This window comes from Mesorhizobium sp. CA14, assembly GCF_020165195.1.
Classification (GTDB): Bacteria; Pseudomonadota; Alphaproteobacteria; order Rhizobiales; family Rhizobiaceae; genus Mesorhizobium.
On the sequence record NZ_JAIUHR010000007.1, the window covers coordinates 173502 to 190130 of the forward strand.

The following is a 16629-nucleotide window of genomic DNA, read 5'->3' on the forward strand; positions in this document are numbered from 1 at the left end:
TTCAGAGAAGAACGGTCTCCGCGAGGAAGTCGAGGAAGGCTCGGACGCGGGCAGGCAGATGCTTGCCATGACCGACATAGACGGCATGCGTCGGCTCCTCGTCGCCGGGATTGAACTCTTCCAGCAACGGCACAAGCAGCCCGGCGGCAATATCGGGCTCGACATGCCAGCGCGCCAGCCGCGCTATGCCGGCTCCTGCCAGCGTCGTTCGCCGCATCGCTTCTCCGTCGGTCAGCGACATGTTTCCGACAATCGGCATGATGATCGATTTTCCTGTCGCGTCGACAAAAGGCCAACCCTCGATATGCCTGGCGAAGCCGAAGGCCAGCATGTTGTGGCGAGCGAGGTCGGACAATGCGCGTGGCGTGCCGCGTGCTTCAAGATACGCAGGCGACGCGACCAGGACCATCCGGCTCTGGCCGAGTTTGCGCGCAACCAGGCGTGACTCGCGCAGCGGCCCGGCGCGGATAGCGACATCGGCGCGCTCTTCCAGAAGGTCGATGACACTGTCGGTCAGCACGGCTTCGACGAAAATCTCTGGATAATTTTCCAGGAAGCGCGGCAAGAGCGGCATCAGCCGGTGCTGGCCGAACGGCACATAGGAGTTGACCCTGAGCCTGCCGCGCGGCGCAGCGCCCGCCGCCGCTTCGCGCTCGGCCGCGTCGAGATCGGCGAGGATGCGCAGGCCGCTGTCGTGGAAGGCAGCCCCTTCCGGCGTCAGCTGGAGCTTGCGCGTCGAGCGGCTGATGAGCCGCGCGCCAAGCCGCGCCTCCAGCCGCGCGATCAGCTTGCTCACCGCCGACGGTGTCATGCGCAACGCCCGCGCCGCGGCCGAGAAGCTGCCCGCCGCGACGACGCGGACGAACACTTCGATCTCGCCGGAGCGGTTAATATCGGGTCTCGCCATTCGTGAATTTATTTCACAGAAAATGTGCCCGATGCAAGGCTGGTTCACAGCTTGGCGGATCACGATCTTCCGGTCCGGGCGCGGGACTTATGCGTCCTTCAGCACAAACGGACGATCGCCATGCCTCTTGCTCTTTATGCCCTCACCGCCGGCGCCTTCGGCATCGGCGTCACCGAATTCGTCATCATGGGGCTGCTGCTCGATGTCAGCGCCGATCTCGGCGTCTCGATCTCGGCCGCGGGCCTGCTCATCTCCGGCTATGCGCTGGGCGTCGTCGTCGGCGCGCCGCTGCTTGGCGCCTTGACCGGACGCCTGCCGCGCAAGACCTTGCTGCTTGTCCTGATGGTGGTCTTCACCCTCGGCAACCTCGCCTGCGCGCTGGCGCCGGACTACTGGACGCTGATGGCGGCGCGTGTGCTCACCGCCTTCGCCCATGCCTCCTTCTTCGGCGTCGGCTCCGTCGTCGCAACCGGCCTTGTCGCGCCCAACCGGAAGGCCTCGGCCATCGCGCTGATGTTCACCGGTCTCACCGTCGCCAACATCCTTGGCGTGCCCTTCGGCACATGGCTCGGCCAGGCCTATGGCTGGCGTTCAAGCTTCCTGGCGGTCACGCTGGTCGGCGTCATCGCCTTTGCCGTGATCGCGCTGCTGGTGCCGCGCGACGAGCCCGCCGCCACGGAGGAAGAGGAGACCTCCGAAGGCACGCTCGCCGTGCTCGGCCGCCGGCCGGTGCTGCTCGGCCTGTTGACCACCGTGCTGAGCTGGGTCGGCGTCTTTGCGGCCTTCACCTATCTGGCGCCCATCCTCACCCGCGTCACCGGCTTTTCCGAGGGCGCTGTCTCGCCGATTCTGCTGGTCTTCGGCGGTGGCCTGGTGGCTGGCAATCTGCTTGGCGGGCGCCTTGCCGACCGCCATCTGGTGTCGACGGTCGTCGGCACGCTGGTCGCGCTGTCGGCGGTGCTGTTCGTCATGACCGCCGCGATCCATCAGCCGGTCACCGCGATTATTGCCGTCGGCCTGCTGGGTGCTGCCGCCTTTGCCACCGTCGCGCCGCTGCAGATGTGGGTGCTGAAGAAGGCCGAGGGCGCCGGCCAGGGCCTGGCCTCCTCCTTCAACATCGCCGCCTTCAATCTCGGCAACGCAATCGGCGCCTGGCTCGGCGGCTTCGTTATCGACCATGGCCCCGGCCTCGGCGCCGTGCCCCTCGTTGCGGGCCTCGTGCCGCTCGCCGCGCTCGGTGTGGTGCTCACGGCGCTGCGCCTCGAACGCGGCCGGGCGATCGGCAAGCCGGTCACGGCGCAGTGCTGAGCGCTGATCCCTTCGACATCCAATCAGGAGAAAAAAGATGGACTATCGACCTCTCGGCGCCTCCGGCCTGAAAGTGCCCGCCCTTTCCTTCGGCGCCGGAACTTTTGGTGGCTCCGGCCCGCTGTTCGGCCATTGGGGCAACAGCGACGCGAAGGAAGCGCGCCGGCTGGTCGACATATGCCTGGAAGCAGGCGTCAATCTCTTCGACACCGCCGATGTTTATTCGAATGGTGCTTCGGAGGAGGTGCTGGGTGAGGCCATCAAGGGCCGCCGCGACGCGGTGCTGATCTCGACCAAGACGTCCCTGCCGATGGGCGACGGCCCGGCCGACTGGGGCTCGTCGCGCTCGCGCCTGATCCGCTCCGTCGACGCGGCGCTGAAGCGCCTCGGCACCGATTATATCGACTTGCTGCAGCTCCACGCCTTCGACGCCTCGACGCCGGTCGAGGAGGTGCTTTCGACGCTGGACGATCTCGTGCGCTCTGGCAAGCTGCGCTATGTCGGTGTCTCCAATTTCTCCGGCTGGCAGGTGATGAAGTCGCTCGGCCTGGCCGACAGGCACGGCTACCCGCGCTATATCGCGCATCAGGTCTATTATTCGCTGGTCGGGCGCGACTATGAATGGGAGCTGATGCCGCTCGGCCTCGACCAGGGCGTCGGCGCCTTGGTGTGGAGCCCGCTCGGCTGGGGCCGGCTCACCGGCAAGATCCGCCGCGGAAAACCCTTGCCGGAGAATAGCCGGCTGCACGGCACCGCCGATTTCGGCCCGCCGGTCGAGGATGAGCATCTCTTCAAGGTGGTCGACGCGCTGGAGGCGGCCGCCGCCGAGACCGGCAAGACCGTGCCGCAAATCGCCATCAACTGGCTCCTGCAGCGGCCGACCGTGTCATCGGTGATCATTGGCGCGCGCAACGAGGAGCAGCTCCGCCAGAACCTCGGCGCCGTCGGCTGGGCGCTGACGCCGGAGCAGATCAGGGCGCTCGATGAAGCCAGCGCGGTGACGGCGCCTTATCCGTACTTCCCCTATCGCCGCCAGGAAGGTTTCGCCCGGCTGAACCCGCCGGCGGTGTAAGCGCCCGCGCTGAAACTGCCAATCTCCCCCCTTGCGGGGGAGATGGCCGGCAGGCCAGAGGGGGGTGTGAAGAAATGCGACGATGACCTGAACCGCCAACTACGGGCGGCTTCGTGGACAATTGCTGACATGTTGGCGGGACAGCACCCCCTCTGCCCTGCCGGGCATCTCCCGCAAGGGGGGAGATCAGCTCTGCCGCCGCTCAATGCACTCGAAACTCCCCATCCACCTTCCGCCACTCGTTCGGCGCGATCAGCTTCTGGTGCGTGTAGGTCACCGAATGCAGCGGGCCGTCGAGCTTGGTCTTCCAGAACTCGATGAAGCGGATCAGCACCGGGAATTCCGGAGCTAGGTCATAGTCCTGCCAGACATAGCTTTGCAGCAGGTGCGGGTGATCCGGGTAGTGATAAAGGATCTTAGCCGTAGTCAGCCCGTATCCCCTGAGCATCAGGTCCATTTCGGAATTGTCGCGCATTGCGTTTCCTTGGTTGATTCTCCTTCCTCCCAACGCTGAATTGTGCGCACGGTTGCTTAACTGTCTATGGATTTCTTCGAGACTGTGCAAAATTTTTGTCGTTAAAACAGGCAGTTAGCAGCCGCGCAGCGAGAGTGCTAATAGCTGATCCAATTGCCCCTGCGTCATCCCGCCGCGCGAATCCAACGTCTAATATTGCCGTCACGGCGGAACTGTTAATAATGCCCGCGAATTCGCGGCCGCTTCGCCGCGATGCTGTCGGCGTTTCAAGCCGGCGGAACGGTCCTGGAGGAAAGCTGAAAAATGTCCGATGTCCATGTCCACCGCGTCCAGCCCGCGTGGAAGAAGAACGCGCTGATCGACAACGACACCTATCTCAAATGGTACGCCGACAGCGTGAAGAACCCGGACAAGTTCTGGGGCAAGCACGGCAAGCGGATCGACTGGTTCAAGCCCTTCACCAAGGTCAAGAACACCTCCTTCGACGGCAAGGTCTCGATCAAGTGGTTCGAGGACGGCCAGACCAACGTCTCCTACAATTGCATCGACCGGCATTTGAAGAAGCGCGGCGACCAGACCGCCATCATCTGGGAGGGCGACAACCCTTACGACGACCGCAAGATCACCTATAGCGAGCTCTATGCCCATGTCTGCCGCTTCGCCAATGTCTTGAAGAAGCATGGCGTCAAGAAGGGCGACCGCGTTACCCTCTACATGCCGATGATCCCGGAAGCGGCCTATGCGATGCTCGCCTGCACGCGTATCGGCGCGATCCACTCGGTCGTGTTCGGCGGCTTCTCGCCCGATGCGCTCGCCGGCCGCATCGACGACTGCAAATCGACCATCGTCGTCACCGCCGACGAAGGCCTGCGCGGGGGCAAGCCGATCCCGCTCAAGGACAACACCGACAAGGCAGTCGAGATCGCCGCCAGGGCCGGCACCAAGGTGGAAAAGGTCGTGGTGGTGCGCCGCACCGGCGGCAAGACCGGCTGGGTGCCGGGACGCGACGTCTGGTACCATGAAGAGGCGCAGACCGTTAAGGCCGACTGCAAGCCGGAGAAGATGAAGGCCGAAGACCCGCTGTTCATCCTCTACACCTCCGGTTCGACCGGCAAGCCGAAGGGCGTGCTGCACACCACTGCCGGCTATCTCGTCTATGTCTCGATGACGCACCAATATGTCTTCGATTACCATGACGGCGACATCTACTGGTGCACGGCCGATGTCGGCTGGGTCACCGGCCACAGCTATATCGTCTATGGCCCTCTGGCCAACGGCGCCACGACGCTGATGTTCGAAGGCGTGCCGAACTACCCCTCGCAATCGCGCTTCTGGGAAGTCATCGACAAGCACCAGGTCAACATCTTCTACACCGCGCCGACGGCGCTGCGCGCGCTGATGGGCGCCGGCGACAGCCATGTGAAGAAGACCTCGCGCAAGTCGCTGCGCGTGCTCGGCACGGTCGGCGAGCCGATCAATCCGGAAGCCTGGGAGTGGTATTACAACGTCGTCGGCAACGCCAAGGTGCCGATCGTCGACACCTGGTGGCAGACCGAGACCGGCGGCATCATGATCACGCCGCTGCCCGGCGCCACCGACCTCAAGGCCGGCTCCGCCACGCGGCCCTTTTTCGGCGTCCAGCCACAGCTGGTCGACGGCGACGGCAAGGTCCTGGAAGGCGCCGCCGACGGCAATCTCTGCATTACCGACTCCTGGCCCGGCCAGATGCGCACCGTCTATGGCGACCACGACCGTTTCGTGCAGACCTACTTCTCGACCTACAAGGGCAAATACTTCACCGGCGACGGCTGCCGCCGCGATGCCGACGGCTATTACTGGATCACCGGCCGCGTCGACGACGTCATCAACGTTTCCGGCCACCGCATGGGAACGGCCGAGGTGGAATCGGCGCTGGTCAGCCATGACAAAGTGTCGGAAGCCGCCGTCGTCGGCTACCCGCACGACATCAAGGGCCAGGGCATCTACTGCTATGTCACGCTGATGGCCGGCACCCAATCGAGCGAGGAATTGCGCAAGGAGCTGGTCGCGCATGTCCGCAAGGAGATCGGCGCCATCGCCACGCCCGACAAGATCCAGTTCGCGCCCGGCCTGCCGAAAACCCGTTCGGGCAAGATCATGCGCCGCATCCTGCGCAAGATCGCCGAGGACGATTTCGGCGCGCTCGGCGACACGTCGACGCTGGCCGATCCGGCCGTGGTCGACGATCTCGTTGCCAACCGGCAGAACAAGAAGGGCTGATGGCCGGCGAGGCAATCCTCGGCGCCGTCAGCCAGCTCTGGCGCTATCCGGCGAGCTCGCTCGCCGGCGAGCGGCTTGATGCCATCTCCGTCGGGCTGAAGACCGTCGATGGCGACCGGCTGTTCGGACTGGTCGATGCTTCCGACAGCGAGATCGCCAGGCCCGACCGCGAAGCCAGATGGCACAAGGTGCCGCTGATCCGCACCAGGCTGAGTGAGGCCCCGGTGAACAAGGAATGGCGGCTCGAAGTGGCGGTGCCCGGCGGCGAATGGCTGCCGGCACCGGATCCTGAAAGCGACCGCGCGGTATCGGCCTTTCTCGGCTTCGAAGCCTCGATCCGGCCGTTCGGCGCGCAGAACGCGGCGCCCGGCTACGCCGGCCCGCTGACCGAGGCCCGCTATGCCAAGGCGCCGATCCATCTGCTCACCACCGCCTCGCTGGCCAGGCTGAAGGCGCTGCATCCCGAGGGCGCGCCCGATCCGCGCCGCTTCCGGCCCAACATCGTGGTTGACATGGCGCCGGTCGAAGGCGCTTTTCCCGAAACGGAATGGATCGGCAAGAAACTCGCGGTCGGCGATCTGCTGCTCACCGTTTCCGAACCCTGCCGCCGCTGCGGCTTCACCATCATCGCCCAGGACGGCTTCGACACCGATCCCGGCATCCTGCGCAATTTGGTACGCTATAACGCTCACAATCTCGGCGTCTACTGCACGGTCGACCGGCCCGCACGGATCGAGATCGGCGCGCCGATGCGCTTGATGGACTGAAGCGGGTCGGGTCTACCTGTACAAATCCGCCCGTGTTGGCGGCAGGCCGCTCGGGCCGCGGGCGCGCTTGGTGGCGACAGTCTGGAAAATCTGCGCCGAGGCGCGCTCGAAGGTGATAGAGCAACCCGTCAGATAGAGCAGCCACAGCCGCGCCTTGGGCTCGCCGACCTCGGCGACCGCCTCGTCGAAGCGCGCATGCAGCCGCTCCGCCCACAGCCGGCAGGTTTGCGCATAATGCTCGCGCAGGTTCTCCACGTCATAGACCAGGAAGCCGTGCGCCTCGAGATTGCCGAGCGTCATGCCGATCGTGTCGAGCTCGCCGCCGGGAAAGATGTATTTGATCAGGGCCTTGTATTCCGGCCCCTTGCGCAACGTCTTGCGGATGTCGCCCTTGCTGCGCCTGGTGATGGCGTGGTGCAGATAGATCCCGCCGGGCTTGAGCAGACGATGGACGGTCGAGAAGTAGGCGTCGTGATTGGCGAGCCCCAGATGCTCGAACATGCCGATCGACGATATCTTGTCGAAGCTGCCTGAGAGTTCGGCATAGGATTTTATCTCGATGGTGATGCGATCCTCCAGCCCCTCGGCGCGAATGCGTTCGCGGGCAAGGTCGGTCTGGGCTTGCGACAGGGAGACGCCATGGCCGAAGACGCCGTAGTTCTTCGCCGCATGGATAAGCATCGCGCCCCAGCCGCAACCGATGTCGAGCAGCTTTTCGCCGGGCTTCAGCCTGAGCTTGCGGCAGATGTGGTCGAGCTTGTCGACTTGCGCCTGGTCGATGCCACTGGCGAAATCGTGGAAATAGCCGCAACTGTAGACCATGCGCTCGTCGAGGAAGAGCCGGTAGAAATCATTCGAAATGTCGTAATGGTGCTGGATCGCCTCCTTGTTCGATCCGCTGACGAAAGGCTTGCGGCCGGAAAGGTCACTGCGCGCCGTCATCTGCTTGCGCGAAAACAACACCATTGGCAGGTCGCGCAGGATCGCCAGCTTGGGCAGGGATTTGAGCTTCGTCTTGAGCTTGCCTTGCGAAGGCAGGGCATAGAAATCGAACAGCGTGCCTTCCTCGATATCGACCGTCTTGGAAATCCACATCTCCACCAGCGTCGAGAAAGTCGGCCGGCGAACCAGCTGCCAGACGATGTCCTGATCGTTGATGGCAAGCACCGGACCGCTGGCGGGTCCGATCCGCTCGCCGGTCCACAGCCGGTCCGCAAAACCCGGCTTCAGCGTTTCGACGACCTTGCGTACGATCCGCGCAGCTCTGTCGGCGGCGTCCATTCCCACCTCCCGATATGTCGCCCCCAAAGCCGCACTGTCGTCCACCGGCCTGCGGACCGCAATCCCGATCTGTTGCGCAAAAGCACCGCAAGAGGAGGTTTCCAGGCTAGCGGCATGACCATTCCGTCGCGTCATCTTGTCTTTTGCCGCGGCGCACCCCATCATCTGAGTGTGTTCAACGAACTGAAAGGAGGTGATCCGATGTCGAGTGATTTCGTTTTCCATAACGTGAGCTCTGCGGATTACACTTCCGGGAAGCAGTCTTCCCGTTAAGGCGCGAGACGCGCGGCAGGTAGCCCGGAGGGGCTGCCGCCAGGGGCCGCGTCATGGACGGAAACACGGAAGGCCGCCGGCTTCGTCAAGAAGCGGCGGCCTTTTCCGTTTGGGGTCGGCGCTTCAGGTCAGCGGCTGATTGTGAGTTTCTCGATATTGCGGCTGATTTCGCCGAAGGCATATGACAATTCGGCGCCGTTGGCGGCCTCGTAATAATGCTTGAGCAACGAGGTGTCGTCAGTCGCGCAGTCCTTCAACAGAGACTTGGCCTGATCGCGTTCGGTCGCGGACATCGCCGGGTCGTTGAGATCGAAGCCGATGGTGAAGATCTCGATGTCGTCGCGCTTCATGTTATCGCAGATGTTTTCGGCATTGGCGCGCGACTTCTGACCCTGATCCTGCGACCGCGACGCGCCGCGTCCGCCGGCAAAGGCGGTGTTGAACTGGCCATCCGTCATCAGGATGGCGATCTTGGCCACCCTGTTCCGATCGAAGTTGGCGGGGCCGGCACCCAGGCGGGCGCTCGAGATTGCGGTGCGCCAGGATGGCGAGAGCATGTAGTAGCCCCATTGTGCGGCAATGCCGCCTGCGGTTACCCCGCCAGCCTGGAAATGATCGATCGCCGTCAGCAGCTTATCCTCATCGGCGGTCAATGGAACCAGAGCGGCGGAAGGACATACGCGCATGCGGTAATCGCGATTGACCTTGGCCAGATAAATCTTGCCCCGGTTATCCCGACGTTGCGTGTAGGGTCCGTCAGACGAATAATCGGCGTAGCCATCCTTGTCCTTGCGCTCGGTTGCGCAATTGTCGGACACCGTAGCGGAAACCGACACCGCGGCATCGATCGGCGGCGGCACTTTCGGCCCCGTCTCGGTCTCGACGAAGACGGTGTCGGCGAGGCCGCCGGTGTTGACGGCTTCGGCGTAAGGGATGATCGATACCCGAATCCGGGGATCGTTAGGGTCCCGATTCTGATCCAGGAGATCCTTGACCGTCTGTGATGCGGCGGTCTTCAGTTCGCCGATCTTGTTGGTCTTGGCCCGCCTGTCGGGAGCCATCGAACCGGTAACGTCGAGCATCATCGCCACCTCGACGGTCTTGTCCGAATAAAGCGCCGTGGTCGAGGCGGTCACGCGGCGCATGTTGCTGGTGCTGAACAGCGGGAAAAAGAGGCCGACATCGACATGCGCATCCGCCTGTACGGTGTTGGCCGTCCTGTTGACCGTGAGCTTGTCAAGCACGATCTGGTTGGCCTGCAGTATGCCGGCCGTGCTGTTGGCGTCGAGAAACGCCTGCACCGTTTTATTGGCATCGGTTTCCGTAATGACGCCGAGGGTGAGATCGCGGGCCGTCGAGGTCACAGCGGCATCGACGACGCCCTGCAAGCTCGACCTCGCATTGTAGAGTTGCGAGACGTTGACCGCGAATCCCACCCCCAGCGCGAGGACAGATGCGGCAGCTCCGAACAGAACCGCCAAATTGCCTTCGCGATTCCGGGTAAAGCCGTCCACCCCACGAACGACACCTCTGAACTGCCGCATCCCTTCCGCCTCCATCGTCTGCGGCTTCTCGCCGCTCGGCAAAGGCGTTGCAGGAATTCGGCCAGACCCGGCCAGTAGCCGCCGCAAGGCGCTTAACAAGCAGTTAACCGATTGTTTTTGCTTGCTTTCGGCAAATTTGAAGGTGAACGCGAAGTAAATGAAAATGCGATGGCGAGGCGGCCTTCATGAAGCGCTCACCATGATCTTGAAGCCTGTCGCGGTCGTTCTCTCTTCGGCACAATCGAACTGTGCCGAAGCGGGCCAGCGGCTCCGGTGAAACATGGCGCGGCGCAGGGTCTGTTGAGATTCAGGTCAGGCCGAGTCGAGAAGGGCGGTTTCCGAGAACCGGAGCGGAGCGTACTTGAAGTACGTGAGCACCGGAAGCGCAGGAGGCCGTCCTTCGCAGGCCGGCCTCACCTGAATATCGACAGAGCCTAGGCCAGCATCTGCGCGCTGGCAGTCCTGTCGACGCCGTGATGCGGCGGATTGAAGAGATGGCCCTCCTGCTCATAGGTCCAGACCTTGAACAGGGTGAGCAGGTGCGGGCCGAAACTGTGCAGCAGCGGCACGTCGGTGGCGTCGCGGCCGCGCGCGATGACGACGCGGCCGATGCGGGGCCGGTTGTGGCGCGGATCGAACGTGTACCATTTGCCGTCGAGGAAGACTTCCATCCAGGCCGAGAAATCCATCGGCGCCGGGTCGGCCGGCACGCCGATATCGCCGAGATAGCCGTTCACATAGCGCGCCGGAATGTTCATGCATCGGCAAAGCGCGATCGCCAGATGCGCGAAATCGCGGCAGACCCCGACACGCTCCTCATGCGCCTGGGCCGCCGTGCGTGTGGCGCGCGCATAGCCGTAGCCGAAGGAAAGCCGGCTGTTGACATAACCGACGATCGCCTGGACGCGCGCCCAGCCCGGCGACAGCTGGCCGAAAAGCTGCCAGGCGGTGTTGCCGAGGTGGTCGGTCTCGCAATAGCGGCTGCCGAGCAGATAGACCAGCACATCGTCGGGCAGTTCCGCGACCGGCGTTTCGCGCGCCAGCGTGTTCACCTCGTCGCTCTCGCCGTTGTCCTCGACCGCCGCGTCGTAGAGGATGCGGAAGTTGCCTGCCGGCGCCGTGAAACGACGGCAGATATTGCCGTGGCGGTCGCGATAGGTCCGGGTCGGCACCGAGGGCGAGGTCAGAACCCGCGTCTGCCGCTTGATATGGGCATGGCGGTCGGGATGGATGTCGAGAAGCGAGATGATCGGCGTCACCGCCGCGCATTCGATGGCGATTTCATAGCCGAGCCGGATCAGCATCGTATGCCCCTTTGATGATTTTGGAAAGACCGCCTGTTCAACGCCGCGAACCGGAGCTTGTTCCAGGGTCGGGTCGAATTGACGGCGTCTCGCCTTCTCAGGCGGTGCCGGCCGGTCTAAACTGGGCTTTGCGTTTCCCCCCAAAAACGATTCTCCAGGACATCCGATGTTTGCAGGCTCAAAATTCGCCGCCTTCCTGTTCGACATGGACGGCACGGTGCTCAACTCGATCGCCGCGGCGGAACGGGTGTGGACGAAATGGGCGGAGCGTCACGGGCTCGATGTCACGGCTTTTCTGCCGACGATCCATGGCAGGCGCGCGCGCGAGACGATCGCCGCGCTGAAGCTTCCAGGCGTCGATCCGGTTGCCGAGGCGGATTTGCTGCTCAAGGCCGAAGCCGACGATCTCGAAGGCATTGTCCCTATCCCCGGCGCCGTCGCGTTCCTGGAATCGCTGCCACCGGAGCGCTGGGCGATCGTTACCTCCGCGCCGCGCGAACTGGCGCTGCTGCGCATCAAGGCGGCCGGCATTCCGGTTCCGGCCATGATGGTCACGGCCGAAGATGTCACCCATGGCAAGCCGGCGCCGGACTGCTTCCTGCTGGCGGCAAGCCTTCTCGGCGTGGAGGCGCGCGACTGCCTGGTCTTCGAGGATGCGCCGGCGGGCATCGCGGCGGGCGAGGCTTCCGGCGCGTCGGTGATGGTGATCAGCGCCACGCACGTCCACCCGCTCGTCACGCCGCATCCAACGATCCGTTCCTATGACGAACTCGGCATCGCGGTGGACGTCAGTGGCTGGATCGCGCTCGCGCCCGAGCGTGCGGTCGCTTAGAAATCGGTGGCGAGCCCCTTCACCTCCCAGTCGCCGTAGCGGCCAGGTTCCTTGCCGCCGCGCCCGCCGATTTCCTTTGGCAGCTGCGCCTCCGCCGCTCGGTAGTTCCGGCGACGCGCTTCGGCTTCGGCCAATGCGCGCTGCGCCGCTGGGGTCAGCCTTTCTTTCGGCTCTTTGGTCGTTGCAACTGCTTCGGTTTTGCTGGGATCTTCGGTCATGCGATACTCCCGCCGATTGAAACGAAGACCGGCGCCTCCCATCATATAGCCATGACGCCAGAAGGATCGACCCCCATTCGCCCCCACGCTAGACGGATGAAACGATGAACACGCTTCGCACCGCCATGCTTCTTGCCGCCATGACGGCGCTGTTCATGGGCGTCGGCTATCTGATCGGCGGCTCGGGCGGCATGGTTATCGCGCTTCTGATTGCCGCCGGCACCAATCTGTTCAGCTATTGGAACGCCGACAAGATGGTGCTGTCGATGAACCGCGCCGTCGAGGTCGACGAGAAGAATGCGCCTGAATATTATGGGATCGTCCAGGCGCTGGCCAAGCAGGCCGGCCTGCCGATGCCCAAGACCTATCTGATCGACAACCCGCAGCCCAATGCCTTCGCAACCGGCCGCAACCCGGAAAACGCTGCCGTTGCCGCGTCCACCGGCCTGCTCGAGCGGCTCTCGCATGAAGAGGTCGCGGCGGTGATGGCGCATGAGCTTGCCCATGTGCAGCATCGCGACACGCTGACCATGACGATCGTGGCGACGCTTGCCGGCGCCATCTCGATGCTCGGCAATTTCGCCTTCTTCTTCGGCGGCAGCCGGGAGACCAACAACCCGTTCGGCTTTGTCGGCGTGCTGGTGGCTATGCTGGTCGCGCCCCTTGCCGCCATGATCGTGCAGATGGCGGTGAGCCGCACGCGCGAATACGAGGCCGACCGGCGCGGCGCCGAGATCTGCGGCCACCCGCTATGGCTGGCCTCGGCGCTCAACAAGATCGCGCGCGGCGCCGAACAGATCCCCAATGAGGATGCCGAGCGCAATCCGGCGATGGCGCATCTTTTCATCATCAACCCTCTGCATGGCGAGCGCATGGACAATCTGTTCTCGACCCATCCGAGCACCGAGAACCGCATCGCCGCGCTGCAGGAGATGGCGCGCGCGATGGGCGGCGCCACGCCGGCCAGTCGGCGTGAGGCTTCTCCGCCACCCATCCAGCCCGAGGAGCCATCAGCGGGGCCATGGGGCAAGCCGGCAGACCAGACCCCGGAGGCCGAACCGCCGCCGCCAAAGCCCAGTCCCTGGGGCCGCAACCCGACCGGGCCGCGCAATGTCGGGTCGAGGGGTCCCTGGTCGTGACGCCGCCAAGGCGCGGACATTCAGGCAATCCGCAACGCGAGGCCGGTGACGAGATAGCCGGCCTTGCCGCGCGCAAGGCGGCGGCGCGGCTGCTTGCCGCCGTCATCGACGCCCGCACGCCGTTGGATGGCTTGACCGACAACGAGCACGGCCACCCGCAATACAAGGCGCTGGACAGCCGCGATCGCGCGCTGGTGCGCGCCATCCTGGTGACCGCGCTTCGTCACCGCATGACCATTGCCGGGCTTTTGTCCAAGCGCCTCGAAAAGCCGCTGCCGCCCAATGCCACGGCGCTCTCGCATATCCTCCATGTCGCCGCCGCGCAGATCCTGTTCCTCGATGTTCCCGACAGCGCCGCCGTCGACCTTGCCGTCACTCACGCCAAGTCCGATCCGCGAACGCTGCGCTTCTCCGGTCTCGTCAACGGTGTGCTGCGCTCGCTGGCGCGCGCCAAGGAGACCGAGCTTGCCCTGGCCCTTGCCGCGACCAGCGAGGCGCCGGAATGGTTCTCCGAGCGGCTGACTGACGCCTACGGAACCGACAAGGCGCGCGCCATCCTTGCCGCGCATCGCCACGAAGCGCCGGTCGATTTCACGGTCAAGGCCGATCCCACGCTCTGGGCCGAGCGGTTGGGCGGTGTCGTGCTGCCGACCGGCACGGTGCGTGTCGAAAAGCTTGCCGCCAACGTCACCGATTTGCCCGGCTTCGCCAATGGCGCCTGGTGGGTGCAGGATGCCGCCGCAAGCCTGCCGGCGCACCTGTTCGGCGACATCAGGGGCCAGCGCGTTGCCGATCTGTGCGCCGCGCCCGGCGGCAAGACGGCGCAGCTTATCCTGGCCGGCGCGCAGGTCACCGCTATCGACGCCTCGAGGAACCGGCTGGCGCGGCTCAAGCAGAATCTCGACCGTCTCGGCCTGACGGCCGATCTCGTCCAGACCGACCTACTGGATTACCGGCCGGCGCACTTGTTCGATGCCGTCCTGCTCGATGCGCCCTGCTCCTCGACCGGCACGGTGCGCCGCCACCCCGACGTGCCGTGGACCAAGACCATGGCGGATATCGAAAAGCTCGCCGACCTCCAGCGCCGGCTGCTTGCGCATGCCGTTGGCCTCGTCAAGCCCGGAGGACGGATCGTGTTTTCCAACTGCTCGCTCGACCCGATCGAGGGGGAGGAGCTTTATCGCGCCTTCCTCGCCGATAAGCCCGGCACCGCCGCCGATCCGATCCGGCCCGGCGAATTTGCCGGCGTCGATCCGTTCCTGACCCCGGATGGGACATTGCGCACCACGCCAGCCGACCTCGCGCTGGAATCGCCCGGGATCTCAGGCTTGGACGGCTTCTTTGCCGCGCGGATGAGACGGACCGATTGAAACGTTATCTCCTAAAACTTGCTGACTTTTTTAGGGATGGCACGGGCAAAGGCGGCGTGAATTGGTTCACTTCGGCGAAATCCGCCTTCGCATAAGTTCTTGAATCGCATAAGCTTGTGCTCGGGTTATGGGGACATCAGGAGGGCTATTGGCACTTGTTGCCGGCAGCACGACGCGTCTTTGGACGCTTGTCGCGAGGGAGTTCTGGCGCAAAACGCGCCGGCGCCTCCGCGCCGGGCCGGTCTATCGCTGGCGCTATTCCGGCCGCACGCCCGAACGCGTCCTGATCGCCCCGCCTGACCTGCGGCTTGCCGATCCGCAGATCGCGCTGGAGATCTATTACGGCCGCTACCCGCTGTCCGGCCATCTGGTCGAGACCGGCGGCAGATCGCCCTTCCAGGTCGACGTGCCCAATCGCGGCTGGCAGAAATCGTTGCATGGCTTCCGCTGGCTGCGCCACATGCGCGCCACCGGCACCGAGCTTGCCGCGGCCAATGCCAGGGCGCTCGTGACCGACTGGATCGCCATGCACGGCAACCAGATTTCGGGCATCGCCTGGGAGCCGGGAACGACGGCCAAGCGGGTGATCGCCTGGCTGCAGCATTCCTCGGTGGTGCTGCAAGGCGCCGAATTCCCCTTCTATCGCGCCTTCCTGAAATCGCTCGCCGTGCAGATCCGCTATCTCCGCTCGATGGTGCGCGAGATGCCCGATGGCGAGGCCAGGCTGCGCGCCCGCATCGCGCTCGCCTTCGCCGCGCTGTCCCTGCCGGCGCCGGCCTCGGCGCTGCGCGCGGCGACACGCAACCTTGCCGAGGAGCTCGAGCATCAGATCCTGCCCGATGGCGGCCATATCTCGCGCAAGCCGATGGCGGTGCTGGAGCTGCTGGCCGACCTTCTGCCGTTGCGCCAGACCTACGCCAACCAGGCCGAGGCGCCGCCGTCGGCCTTGATCGGCGCCATCGACCGGATGTTGCCGGCGCTGCGTTTCTTTCGCCATCAGGACGGCAGCCTTGCCCGCTTCAACGGCATGGGCGCCACCATCCACGACCGCATCGCCACCATCATGCGCCATGACGACACGGTGGGCGCGCCGCTGCTGCACGCGCCGCATTCCGGCTACGAGCGCCTGTCGATGGGCGGCGTGACGGTGATCGCCGACACCGGCCTGCCGCCGCCGGTCGACGTCTCCAACGCAGCACACGCCGGCTGCCTCGCCTTCGAGCTCTCCTCCGGGCGCCACCACTTCATCGTCAATGCCGGCATCGACACCTATGGCGCCCCGGAATTCCGGCCGCTGGCACGCGCCACCGCCGCGCATTCGACCGCCACGCTCAACGACACCTCGTCGGCGCGCTTCAGCCACTCGCTGCGCGTCAGCGACCTTTTGGGATCCCCGCTGATCGGCGGCCCGCAGCACGTGCCCTGTAAGCGCCTCGACCAGAAGGGCGTGCACGGCTTCGTCGCGCGCCACGATGGCTATGTCGCGCAATTCGGTTTCCTGCACGAGCGCGAGCTGAAGCTGACCAGCAACGGCAACGTGCTTGCCGGCCGCGACCGTTTCCTGCGCCCGGGCAATGCCGCGATCCGCAACAACGGCCGCGACTTCGTCACGGTGCGCTTCCACGTCCACCCCGATATCAGCCTGCTGCAGGACGACCACGACCGGCTCACTCTTGCCGCCGCCCAAGGCGACAGCTGGGTTTTCACCTGCGCCGAAGTGGCGCCGGAGGTCGAGGAATCGATCTACTTCGCCGGATTGGGCGGCCCACGCCGCAGCCGGCAAATCGTGCTCGCCTTCAAGGCCTCGGAAATTGCCGAGGTCCATTGGCAACTGACCCGCACCGATATCGCCGGCTATCCCGAAAACAATTGAGCTGCCG

Annotated in this window: 14 protein-coding genes; 8 read left to right on the forward strand and 6 right to left on the reverse strand. The window is 64.7% G+C overall.

All coding sequences use genetic code 11. From position 1 onward, the window contains the following. Position 1: 1 nt before the first annotated feature. On the reverse strand, positions 2-907 hold the full coding sequence (locus tag LB565_RS11200) for a LysR family transcriptional regulator (RefSeq protein WP_224583841.1): 906 nt from the start codon (positions 905-907) through the stop codon (positions 2-4). 120 nt (positions 908-1027) lie between these two features. Between LB565_RS11200 and LB565_RS11205 the strand changes: the two genes are divergently transcribed. Both LB565_RS11205 and LB565_RS11210 read left to right on the forward strand, forming a co-directional pair. Next, positions 1028-2215, forward strand: a complete 1188-nt coding sequence (locus tag LB565_RS11205; protein WP_224583842.1) for an MFS transporter — start codon at positions 1028-1030, stop codon at positions 2213-2215. Positions 2216-2252: 37 nt separating this feature from the next. Next, positions 2253-3287, forward strand: a complete 1035-nt coding sequence (locus LB565_RS11210) for an aldo/keto reductase (protein WP_224583843.1) — start codon at positions 2253-2255, stop codon at positions 3285-3287. Positions 3288-3489: 202 nt separating this feature from the next. Here LB565_RS11210 and LB565_RS11215 read toward each other — a convergent pair whose 3' ends face one another. Further along, positions 3490-3762 carry an usg protein gene (locus LB565_RS11215; RefSeq protein ID WP_095769745.1) on the reverse strand — a complete coding sequence of 91 codons (273 nt, stop codon included), beginning with the start codon at positions 3760-3762 and terminating at the stop codon, positions 3490-3492. Positions 3763-4065: 303 nt separating this feature from the next. Between LB565_RS11215 and acs the strand changes: the two genes are divergently transcribed. Both acs and LB565_RS11225 read left to right on the forward strand, forming a co-directional pair. Beyond that, positions 4066-6021, forward strand: coding sequence for an acetate--CoA ligase (gene acs, locus LB565_RS11220; RefSeq protein ID WP_224583844.1), 1956 nt, complete (start codon positions 4066-4068; stop codon positions 6019-6021). Then, positions 6021-6788: an MOSC domain-containing protein gene (locus LB565_RS11225; protein WP_224583845.1), complete on the forward strand. Its 768-nt coding sequence runs from the start codon at positions 6021-6023 to the stop codon at positions 6786-6788. The genes acs and LB565_RS11225 overlap by 1 nt, the downstream gene beginning before the upstream one ends. 12 nt (positions 6789-6800) lie before the next feature. On the opposite strand, the gene LB565_RS11230 is transcribed toward LB565_RS11225, so the two are convergent. The 3 genes from LB565_RS11230 to LB565_RS11240 form a co-directional block, all read right to left on the reverse strand. Further along, the gene (locus LB565_RS11230; protein ID WP_224583846.1) at positions 6801-8069 is read right to left on the reverse strand and encodes an SAM-dependent methyltransferase; all 1269 of its coding nucleotides are present in this window, start codon (positions 8067-8069) and stop codon (positions 6801-6803) included. A 401-nt stretch (positions 8070-8470) separates the two neighbouring features. Next, complete coding sequence (locus tag LB565_RS11235) at positions 8471-9886, reverse strand: pilus assembly protein (protein WP_224583847.1); 1416 nt, start codon at positions 9884-9886, stop codon at positions 8471-8473. Positions 9887-10320: 434 nt separating this feature from the next. After that, positions 10321-11190 carry a transglutaminase-like domain-containing protein gene (locus tag LB565_RS11240; RefSeq protein WP_224583848.1) on the reverse strand — a complete coding sequence of 290 codons (870 nt, stop codon included), beginning with the start codon at positions 11188-11190 and terminating at the stop codon, positions 10321-10323. Positions 11191-11356: 166 nt separating this feature from the next. On the opposite strand from LB565_RS11240, the gene LB565_RS11245 reads away from it, so the two are divergent. Continuing rightward, positions 11357-12022 carry an HAD-IA family hydrolase gene (locus LB565_RS11245; protein ID WP_224583850.1) on the forward strand — a complete coding sequence of 222 codons (666 nt, stop codon included), beginning with the start codon at positions 11357-11359 and terminating at the stop codon, positions 12020-12022. Here the strand turns inward: LB565_RS11245 and LB565_RS11250 are convergent. Continuing rightward, a complete protein-coding gene (locus tag LB565_RS11250; RefSeq protein WP_224583852.1) occupies positions 12019-12240 on the reverse strand; it encodes a DUF1674 domain-containing protein in 222 nt (73 codons plus the stop codon). The genes LB565_RS11245 and LB565_RS11250 overlap by 4 nt on opposite strands. A gap of 104 nt (positions 12241-12344) precedes the next feature. Here LB565_RS11250 and htpX point away from each other — a divergent pair, with 104 nt between their 5' ends. The 3 genes from htpX to LB565_RS11265 all read left to right on the forward strand — a co-directional run bounded on the left by htpX (position 12345) and on the right by LB565_RS11265 (position 16622). Further along, on the forward strand, positions 12345-13379 hold the full coding sequence (gene htpX, locus LB565_RS11255; RefSeq protein ID WP_224583854.1) for a zinc metalloprotease HtpX: 1035 nt from the start codon (positions 12345-12347) through the stop codon (positions 13377-13379). Beyond that, positions 13370-14749 (forward strand): RsmB/NOP family class I SAM-dependent RNA methyltransferase, encoded by a 1380-nt coding sequence (locus LB565_RS11260; RefSeq protein ID WP_224583877.1) that lies wholly within the window; start codon positions 13370-13372, stop codon positions 14747-14749. The genes htpX and LB565_RS11260 overlap by 10 nt, the downstream gene beginning before the upstream one ends. Positions 14750-14876: 127 nt before the next feature. After that, positions 14877-16622, forward strand: a complete 1746-nt coding sequence (locus tag LB565_RS11265) for a heparinase II/III family protein (protein ID WP_411970636.1) — start codon at positions 14877-14879, stop codon at positions 16620-16622. The last annotated feature ends 7 nt before the right edge of the window (positions 16623-16629 follow it).